2 protein-coding genes are annotated in these 6,662 nt (G+C 74.4%); both read left to right on the top strand.

Annotated features, from left to right (window positions below; translation table 11 throughout):
- The coding region (locus ACIPM1_RS33680) for a condensation domain-containing protein (RefSeq protein ID WP_402441164.1) at window positions 1-1,857 on the top strand (1,857 nt) is incomplete at its 5' end.
- On the top strand, window positions 1,854-6,662 hold a 4,809-nt coding region (locus ACIPM1_RS33675), incomplete at its 3' end, for an amino acid adenylation domain-containing protein (RefSeq protein WP_402441162.1). The genes ACIPM1_RS33680 and ACIPM1_RS33675, both read left to right, overlap by 4 nt.

Raw genomic sequence — 6,662 nt, 5'->3', positions numbered from 1 at the left:
GTACTCGAGGCCTTCCCGCAGACGCCCAACGGCAAGCTGGACCGCAAGGCCCTGCCCGCCCCCGACCTGTCCGCCACCCCCGGCGGACGGCAGGCGAGCGGGGCGCGCGAGGAGATTTTCTGCGGGCTGTTCCAGGAGCTGCTGAACCTCTCGGCGGTGGGGGCCGACGACAGCTTCTTCGACCTCGGCGGCGACAGCATCATGTCCATCCAGCTCGTCAGCCGCGCCCGCCAGGCCGGACTCGTCATCAAGCCCGGCCAGGTCTTCGAGCACAGAACGCCCGCCCGCCTGGCCCTGGTCGCCGAGGCGGCCGAGGACGCGCCCGCGGTGCCGGTCCCGGCGGGCAGCGGCACCGGCAGGGTGCCGGCGACGCCGATCGTGCACTGGCTGCGGAAACGCGGCGGACCCGTCGGTAGGTTCCATCAGTCCGTCCTGGTGCACACCCCGGCGGACCTCACCGAGGACCGGCTCTCGGCCGCCCTGCAGACGCTGCTCGACCACCACGACGCCCTGCGCGCCCGGCTGGTCCGCGACGACGACTGGGCGCTCGACGTCCCGGAGCCCGGCACGGTCCGGGCGGCCGGCCTGGTCCGCCGGGTGGAGTGGTCCCAAGCCCGCGGCGCGGGCAGCCTTGGGGACCGTACCGGCACCGCCGAAGCGCCGCGGACGTCGATCGCCGCCGAGGCGGACGCGGCCGCCGGCCGGCTCGACCCGGACGCCGGGGTGATGCTCCAGGCGGTCTGGTTCGACGCCGGGCCGGGACGGAGCGGCCGGCTGTTGCTCCTCGTCCACCATCTCGTCGTCGACGGGGTCTCCTGGCGCATCCTGCTGCCCGATCTCGCCGCCGCCTGCGAAGCACTCGGCAAGGGTGCAGAGCCCGCCCCCGCTCCCGTGTCCACGCCGCTGCGGGTGTGGGCCGAGGCGCTGGCCGCCGCCGCACCGGCGCGCACGGGCGAACTACCCCTTTGGCAGGAGCAGTTGGGCAGCGACGATCCCGTCCTCGGGAGCAGGCGCCTGGACCTCGCCCGGGACACCTTCGCCACCGAGCGCAGCCTGACGCGCACCCTGTCCGCCGACCACACCGCGGCCCTGCTCGCCGACGTCCCCGCCGCCTACCACGCGGGCGTCAACGACGTCCTGCTCACCGCCTTCGCGGTCGCCGTGGCCGACTGGCGGGCCCGCCGTGCCAGGGGCGGGGACGCGGCCGTCCTGGTGGACCTGGAGGGACACGGCCGCGAGGACGTCGTCGACGGCGTGGACCTCTCCCGCACCGTCGGCTGGTTCACCAGCCTGCACCCGGTGCGGCTCGATCCCGGAGCCGGGCAGCGCGCGGGCTTCTGGTCCCGCGGGCCCGCCGTCGGCGAGGCGCTGAAGCGGATCAAGGAGCAGTTGCGCGCGGTGCCCGACGGCGGCATCGGGTACGGGATGATCCGCCACCTCGCGCCCGGCGCGGCGCTGCCGCACACCGCACCACCGCAGCTCGGGTTCAACTACCTGGGCCGCTTCCCGGCGGCCGCCCGGGGCGAGGAGCCCTGGACCGCGGCGCCGGAGGCCGGGGCGCTCGGCGGCGGGGCCGACCCCGCCATGCCGCTCACCCACGAACTGGAACTCAACGCGCTCACCGAGGACCGCCCCGAAGGCCCCCGCCTGGTGGCGACCTGGTCCTGGGCGGGCGAGCTGTTCACCGCCGCCGAGGTCGCCGACCTCGCCGACACCTTCGCGCGGGCCCTCGCCGTCGTGGCCGACCACGCCCGGGCCCCCGAGGCCGGCGGGCACACCCCCTCCGATCTGACCCTCGTCTCACTGTCCCAGGCCGAGATCGACCTGCTGGAAGCCGACTGGAGAACCTCTCGATGACGAAGCCGGGACTCGCCGACGTACTGCCGCTCTCGCCGCTGCAGGAAGGGCTGCTCTTCCACGCGCTCTACGACGAGCACGCCGCCGACGTCTACACCGTGCAGTTGAGCTTCGACCTGGAAGGTCCGCTGGACGCCCGCGCGCTGCGGGCTGCCACGGAGGGCCTGCTGCGCCGCCACCCCAACCTGCGCGCCGCCTTCCGCCACGAGGGCCTCAGCCGTGCCGTGCAGATCGTGCCGCACGAGGTCGCACTGCCCTGGACGGAGACCGACCTGTCGGCCGAGACCGACCCCGAGCGGCAGCGCGCCGAGCTGGACCGGCTGCTCGCCGCCGACCGGGCCACCCGGTTCGACCTGACCCGTCCGCCCCTGATGCGCTGCGCCCTGTACCGGCTCGGCGCGGACCGGCACCTCCTGGTCCTCACCAAGCACCACATCCTCATGGACGGCTGGTCCATGCCGGTCCTGGTCCGCGAGCTGTTCCGGCTGTACGCGGCCCATGGCGACGACACCGCGCTGCCCGCGGTCACCCCGTACCGCCAGTACCTGGCCTGGCTGAACGGGCAGGACAAGGCGGCCGCCGAGGCCGCCTGGAGCGAGGCGCTGTCCGGCCTGGACGGCCCGAGCCTGCTCGCGCCCGCCGACGCGCCGCCGCCCGCCGTGCCGCCCGGACACCTCACCGTGGCCCTCACCGAGCAGCTCACCGCACGGCTGCGCGACCGGGCCCGCCGGCACGGACTCACGCTCAACACCGTGCTGCAGGGAGCCTGGGCGCTGCTGCTCGCCAAGCTCACCGGCCGCGACGACATCGTCTTCGGCGCGACCGTCTCCGGGCGCCCGCCGGAGATACCGGGCATCGAGACCATGGTCGGGCTGTTCATCAACACCCTGCCGGTGCGCATCGAACTGCCCGCCACCGAGCCGTTCGCCGACGCCCTGGTCCGGCTCCAGGGCCGCCAGGCGGACCTGATGGCCCATCAGCACCTCGGTCTCACCGAGGTGCAGCGCGTGGCCGGGCACGGCACCCTCTTCGACACCATCGCGGTCTTCGAGAACTACCCGCTGGACCAGGCCGAACTCCAGCCGGAGACCCCAGGCCTGCGGCTGGCGGACCTGCACGCCACCGACGCCACGCACTACGCCCTCGGCGTCGTCGCCGGCGTGGTCGACGGACGCCTGACGATGCGCCTGGACCACCGGCCCGACCTCTTCGGCGCCGACGAGGTACGCCGCATCGCCGACCGGCTGGTGCGGATCTTCGAGACGTTCGCCGCCGATCCGACCCGCCCCACCGGCCGCTTCGACGTCCTCGGCGCCGACGAGCTCCTCCGGATCGTCGAGGAGTGGAACGGCCACCGCGGCGGCCCGGTCCCCGAGCCGGTCCCCGTCGACCCGGACGACCGGACCACGCGGGTCGCCGTCCCCGGCACCCTGACCGGCCGCTTCGCCGCCCAGGCCGCCCGCACCCCCGACGCGGTCGCCGTCTCGCACGGCGACGACCGGCTCACCTACGCCGAACTCGACGCCCGCGCCAACCGCCTGGCCCGGCTGCTCGCCCGGCACGGCGCGGGACCCGAACGGTTCGTCGCCCTCGCCCTGCCCCGCTCCCTCGACCTCGTGGTCGCCGTACTCGCCGTCCTCAAGTCCGGCGCCGCCTACCTGCCGCTGGACCCCGACTACCCGGCGGACCGGCTCGCCCACATGATCGAGGACGCCCGCCCCGCCCTGCTGGTGACCCGGTCCGACGCTGGCCTGCCCGCGGGCATCGGCGAGGGCACCGAACGGCTGCCGCTCGACGCGCCGGAGACCGTGGACGCGCTCGCCGCCGAGCCCGCCACCGCCCCCACCGCGGACGTGCACCCGCACCACCCCGCGTACATGATCTACACCTCGGGCTCCACCGGCCGCCCCAAGGGCGTCGTCGTCCCGCACCACAACGTCGTCCGCCTCTTCTCCGCGACCGACCACTGGTTCCACTTCGGCCCCGACGACGTGTGGACGCTCTTCCACTCGTACGCCTTCGACTTCTCGGTGTGGGAGCTGTGGGGCCCGCTGCTGCACGGCGGCCGGCTCGTCGTCGTCCCGCACGGCGTCACCCGCTCCCCGGAGGAGTTCCTGCGGCTGCTCGCCGAGGAGCGGGTGACGGTGCTCAACCAGACCCCGTCGGCCTTCCACCAGCTGATGCAGGCCGACCGGGAGAACCCCGGGACCGGCGACCGGCTGTGCCTGCGGTACGTCGTGTTCGGCGGCGAGGCGCTCGACCTGTGGCGGCTCGGCGACTGGTACGCCCGGCACGCCGACGACGCACCCGTCCTGGTGAACATGTACGGCATCACCGAGACGACGGTGCACGTCAGCCACCTCGCGCTCGACGCGCCCAGCGCCGCCGTCGGACCCGGCAGCATGATCGGCCGGGCCATCCCGGACCTGCGGATCTACGTGCTCGACGGCGGACTGCGGCCCGCCGCGCCGGGCGTCGCCGGGGAGATGTACGTCGCGGGCGAGGGCCTCGCCCGGGGCTACTGGGGACGCCCCGGCCTGACCGCGAGCCGGTTCGTCGCCGACCCGTTCGGCGCCCCGGGCGCCCGGATGTACCGCACCGGAGACGTGGCGCGCTGGACGGAGGAGGGCGCCCTGGAGTTCGTCGGCCGGGCCGACGACCAGGTCAAGATCCGCGGATTCCGCATCGAGCTCGGCGAGATCGAGGCGGTCCTCGCCGCGCACCCCGCGGTGGCCCAGGTCGCCGTCGTTGTGCGCGAGGACCGGCCAGGCGACCGCCGCCTCGCCGCCTACCTCGTCCCGGCGGCCGGGGAGCGGGCCGAGCCCGCCCAGGTCCGCGCGCACGCCGCGCGCAGCCTGCCCGGCCACATGGTCCCGGCCGCCTTCGTCACCCTCGACGCGCTGCCGCTCACCCCCAACGGCAAGCTGGACCGCAAGGCCCTGCCCGTGCCCGAGAACGGCACCGGCCAGAGCACCGGCCAGGCCGGCCGGGCGCCGCGGAGCCCGCAGGAGGAGATCCTGTGCGGCCTCTTCGCCGACGTGCTCGGCGTGCGCGAGGTCTTCGCCGACGACCACTTCTTCGACCTCGGCGGGCACTCCCTGCTCGCCACCCGCCTGGTCGGCCGGATCCGCTCCGCCCTCGGCGTGGAACTCGCCATCCGCACCCTCTTCGAGGCGCCGACACCGGCCGCGCTCGCCGAGCGGCTGGGCGAGGCCGGCACGGCCCGCCCGGCGCTGCTGCCCGCCGTCCGCCCCGAGCGCGTCCCGCTGTCGTTCGCCCAGCGGCGGCTGTGGTTCCTGGACCGCCTCGAAGGCCCCGGAGCCACGTACAACATCCCGCTCGCCCTGCGGCTGCGGGGTGGGGTGGACCGGGAGGCGTTGCGGGCGGCGCTGGGTGATGTGGTGGCGCGGCACGAGAGTCTGCGGACGGTGTTCCCGGAGGAGGGGGGTGTGCCGTGGCAGGAGGTGCTGCCTGCGGGTGAGGTCGGGCTCGAGCTGCCGGTGACCGAGGTGGCTGCCGGTGGGCTGGAGGGCGCGTTGGCGGCCGCGGCGGCGCGGGGTTTCGATCTGGGGTCGGGTTTGCCGGTGCGGGCGGAGTTGTTCGTGCTGGGTGCCGAGGACCAGGTGCTGCTGTTGACGGTGCATCACATTGCTGCCGACGGGTGGTCGTTGGTTCCGTTGGGGCGGGATCTGGCGGTGGCGTACGAGGCGCGGTCGGCGGGGCGGGGGCCTGAGTGGTCGGCGGCGTTGCCGGTGCAGTACGCGGATTACAGCCTGTGGCAGCGGGAGCTGCTGGGCGAGGAGAGCGACGAAGCCAGCGTTGTCTCAGAGCAGTTGGAGTTCTGGAGGGCTGCTCTGGCGGGTGCTCCGGATCTGCTGGAGCTGCCGACGGACCGTCCCCGTCCCGCCGTGGCCGGCCACCGCGGCGGCATGTTCACCTTCACCGTCGAACCCGGCCTGCACCAGGGACTCGTCTCCCTGGCCCGGGAGTCCCGGGCGACGTTGTTCATGGTGTTGCAGGCGGGTCTGGCGGCGTTGTTGTCGCGGTTGGGTGCGGGTGAGGACATTCCGCTGGGGGGTGCGATAGCGGGGCGTCAGGACGAGGCGCTGGACGATCTGGTCGGGTTCTTCGTGAACACGCTGGTGCTGCGTACGGACGTGTCGGGGGATCCGAGTTTCCGTGAGCTGCTGGGCCGGGTGCGGGAGTGGGACCTGGCGGCGTACGCGCATCAGGACGTGCCGTTCGAGCGGGTGGTGGACGCGGTCGCGCCGGACCGTTCGCAGGCACGGCATCCGTTGTTCCAGGTGATGCTGGTGCTGCAGAACACGGCCGCCGCCGAACTCCGCCTCCCCGGACTGGACACCGCCACCCTGCCCGTCGGCACGGGCGCCGCCAAGTTCGACCTGGGCCTGGAGTTCGGGGAACGCTCCACGGGCGGGATGGACGGCCTGGTCGAGTACAGCAGCGAACTGTTCGACCACTCCACGGTCGAGCGCCTGGTCGACCGCTTGCTGCGGCTGCTCACCGCCGTGATCGAGGCCCCGGACGCCCCGATCGGCTCCGTCGACATCCTGGACGACGGGGAGCGCCGGCTCGTCCTGACCGACTGGAACGACTCGGCTCGCCCCCTGGAGCCCGCCACCGTGCCGGAGCTGTTCGCGCGCCGGGTGGCGGCGGACCCGCAGGCGCCCGCGGTGATCTCCACCGGGCGGACCTTGTCCGCGGCCGAACTGGACGTGCGGGCCAACCGGTTGGCGCAGGAGTTGCGCGCGCGTGGGATCGGTGCGGAGTCGCTGGTCGCGCTG

Origin of the sequence: Streptomyces sp. NPDC086766 (genome assembly GCF_044746005.1) — a bacterium.
Taxonomy (GTDB): Bacteria; Actinomycetota; Actinomycetes; order Streptomycetales; family Streptomycetaceae; genus Streptomyces.
This window is presented reverse-complemented; position numbering and strand designations above follow the sequence as displayed.